This window comes from Actinotalea sp. C106 (genome assembly GCF_023630195.1).
In the GTDB taxonomy this organism is placed as follows: domain Bacteria; phylum Actinomycetota; class Actinomycetes; order Actinomycetales; family Cellulomonadaceae; genus Actinotalea.
This window is the reverse complement of the sequence record NZ_JALPKN010000344.1, coordinates 1-2,910: the sequence shown is the minus strand read 5'-3', so window position 1 is coordinate 2,910 and position 2,910 is coordinate 1. Positions and strand designations below refer to the sequence as shown.

4 protein-coding genes are annotated in these 2,910 nt (G+C 74.0%); 1 reads left to right on the top strand and 3 read right to left on the bottom strand.

Annotation, left to right across the window (positions count from 1 at the left end):
• The 3 genes from L0B03_RS16045 to idi form a co-directional block, all read right to left on the bottom strand.
• On the bottom strand, positions 1-784 hold a 784-nt coding region (locus tag L0B03_RS16045; RefSeq protein WP_250447730.1), incomplete at its 3' end, for a squalene/phytoene synthase family protein.
• The gene (locus L0B03_RS16040; RefSeq protein ID WP_250447727.1) at positions 781-1,881 is read right to left on the bottom strand and encodes a polyprenyl synthetase family protein; all 1,101 of its coding nucleotides are present in this window, start codon (positions 1,879-1,881) and stop codon (positions 781-783) included. The genes L0B03_RS16045 and L0B03_RS16040, both read right to left, overlap by 4 nt.
• Positions 1,882-1,883: 2 nt before the next feature.
• Positions 1,884-2,459 carry an isopentenyl-diphosphate Delta-isomerase gene (gene idi / locus L0B03_RS16035; RefSeq protein WP_250447724.1) on the bottom strand — a complete coding sequence of 192 codons (576 nt, stop codon included), beginning with the start codon at positions 2,457-2,459 and terminating at the stop codon, positions 1,884-1,886.
• 214 nt (positions 2,460-2,673) lie between these two features.
• Here idi and L0B03_RS16030 point away from each other — a divergent pair.
• Positions 2,674-2,910 (top strand): glycosyltransferase family A protein (locus L0B03_RS16030; RefSeq protein ID WP_250447721.1); only part of this gene is annotated, 237 nt, incomplete at its 3' end.

Genomic DNA, 2,910 nt, shown 5'->3' with positions numbered 1-2,910 from the left:
CGGTGGCCGGGGTGGCCTCGAGGCGGCGGGTCAGCTCGGCGAACAGTCCGTAGGCGACGCCGACGGCGCGGCGCGCGGGCCGGGGCAGCTGGGGCAGGGCGGTGGCGGCGACCCTCAGGTCGGTGTCGATGTCAGCCAAGATCTGGGCCTTCTGCTCCTCGGTCAGGTGGGCGGGGTCGACGTCGACGAAGTAGCTGCGACCGAGGCGGTCGGCGTCGTCGGCGAGGTCCCGCAGGAAGTTGATCTTCTGGAAGGCGGCGCCCAGGGCCCGGGCCCCCGGGGTCAGGTCGGCGTAGCGAGCGTCGCGGGCCGCCGCCGGCTCGTCGAGGAGGAACACGCGCAGGCACATCAGCCCGACCACCTCGGCGCTGCCGTAGATGTACGCGGCCAGGCTCGCGGCGTCGTGCGCCGTCTGCTCCAGGTCCATGCGCATCGAGGCGAAGAAGGGCACCGTCAGATCGGCCCCGAACCCTGCCGTGCGGGCCGTGCGCGCGTAGGCGTGGACCAGCACGTTGGTGCTGTAGCCGACCTCGATGGCCTCGAGGGTCTCCTCCTCGAGCCGGTCGAGCAGCCGCCGCGCGGTGGTGACGTCGCCCCCAGCCTCGGCCGTCGCGCCGTCGACCACCTCGTCGGCCAGGCGCACCAGGGCGTAGACGTTGCGGATGTGGGTGCGGCTGCGCGCGTCGAGCAGGCGCGTGGCGAGGCCGAAGCTGGTCGAGTACTCGCGCACCACGAGGTCCGCCGAACGCTCGGCCACGGCGTCGTACAGGTCGAGCCTGCTCACCGGCGGCACCGGGCCTCCTCGACGTGGGACAGCACCGTCTCGAGGGAGCCCTCGACCTGGTCGACCACCGCACCCACCACAGGGGCGAGCGTACGGGGCAGCACCCCCAGCGAGGCGCGGACGCTCTCGAGGTCGGCCCGCACGTGGTCGGCCACCAGCCCGGGCGCCGCGCTGCGGGCGAGGGCGCCGCGCAACCGGTCCGCGGTGGTGGCGTCGAGGTCCGCCCGGCCGAAGTCCGGCTCGATCTCGGACCACTCGGGCAGGGTGCGGGCGTGCAGCACCAGGGCCGTGAGCTTGCCCTCGCGCAGGTCGCTCACGTTGGACTTGCCGATCAGCTCCTCGGGGGCGAAGACGCCCAGCAGGTCGTCGACCAGCTGGAAGGCCCGGCCGAGCATCCGACCGATGCGGTCGAGCTCGCGCAGGACGTCGGCCCCCGCGTCGGCGACGATCGCGCCGGCCCGCAGGGGGGCGCGGAAGGAGTACATCGCGGTCTTGGACTCGCAGACCAGCAGCGCCTCGCGCAGGCCCGGGGCGCCGAGGCCCAGGCCGAAGGCGGTGTCGTCGAGCTCCCCGCCGGCCGAGATCAGCAGGGTCTCGTCCATGAGGTCGAGCAGGGCGGTGCGGCGACGCGCGCACAGCCCCACACCGGCGATCAGGCGGTGCGCGCGGCTGAGCGCGAGGTCCCCCGCGAGGACGGCTGCGGCCTCCGACCAGCGCTGGGCGCGCTCGTCGTCGGCCCCGGTGGCCAGGGCGGAGGCCCGCATGGTCGCCGCGAGGTTGGGTTCGCCGCGGCGCACGGTGTCCCGGTCGATGAGGTCGTCATGGATGAGGAAGGCCGTGTGCAGCAGCTCGAAGGCCGCCGCGACCGGGACGGCGTCCTCGAGCGAGGTGCCGCCCAGGGCCCGGTGGGTGCCCAGGACGATCGAGGAGCGGAACCTCTTGCCCCCGCAGACGCTGCGCTCGATCTCCGACCACAGGCGCTGGTAGTCCGACCCGAAGGCCCCTGCCTGCTCGCGCGCCCCGCCCAGCACCTCGCGCAGCAGGCTCTCGACCCGCTGGTCCGGGCTGGTGGCCTGCGCGGCCCGAGGGGCGGTCATCGTCATGGTCGACCCGCGGGCGGTGGGGCGGGCGCCGCGGCGTCCCCGGCCAGCATCGCGAGGCTCAGGTCTGCGGCGTGCTCGACGAGCCACGGGCTCAGGGCCCAGTGCGCGACGGCGACCACGTGGTGCAGGTCCTCGGGCCGGATCCACGCGACGTCCATGACCTCGTCCGGGTTCGGGAGCGGGACGTCGCAGGTCCGCGCCGTGTACACGGGGCAGATCTCGTTCTCGACGATGCCCGAGGCGTCGACCGCGCGGTAGCGGAAGTCCGGCAGCACGAGCTCGACGTCGGTCACGGTGAGCCCGAGCTCGAACTCGGCGCGGCGCCGGATCGCGTCCTCGAAGGACTCGTCCGGGCCGGGGTGCCCGCACACCGAGTTGGTCCACACCCCGGGCCAGGTCTTCTTGCTCAGCGCGCGTCGCGTCATGAGCAGACGCCCCTCGCTGTCGATCACGTGACAGCTGAAGGCCAGGTGGAGCTGGGTGTCCGCGGTGTGCACGGAGGCCTTGTCGGCGGTGCCGATGCGCGCGCCGTCGTCGTCCAGAAGAACGACGGTCTCCGTCGTGGGGGACACGTGCTACCTCTCGTCGCCGGACCGGACAGCCTCGTCAGGGAGATCGACTCACATCCTCAGCATGCTGAGCATATTCGACGTCAGCCCACTCGCGCGCGCGAAGCCGCGCCCGCGTTGGCACAGGACACCACGAGCGCGGCGACCTGTCGAGACGAACATGGGGTGCGCGGGCCCCGCAGGGCCGGGCGGTACCGCGAGGAGGCAGGATGGCCCCGTGCCCCTGACCCTCTCGGTCGTCATCCCCGCCAAGGACGACGCCCCCGCCCTCGAGCGCTGCCTCACGCTGCTCGACGCCCAGACCCTCCCGCCCCTCGAGGTGGTCGTCGTCGACAACGGCTCCCGCGACAGCACGGCCGAGGTCGCCCGAGCCCACGGCGCACGCGTGGTCCCCGAGCCGGCCCGCGGCATCCCCGCCGCCGCTCCCACCGGCTACGACGCGGCCCGGGGCGAC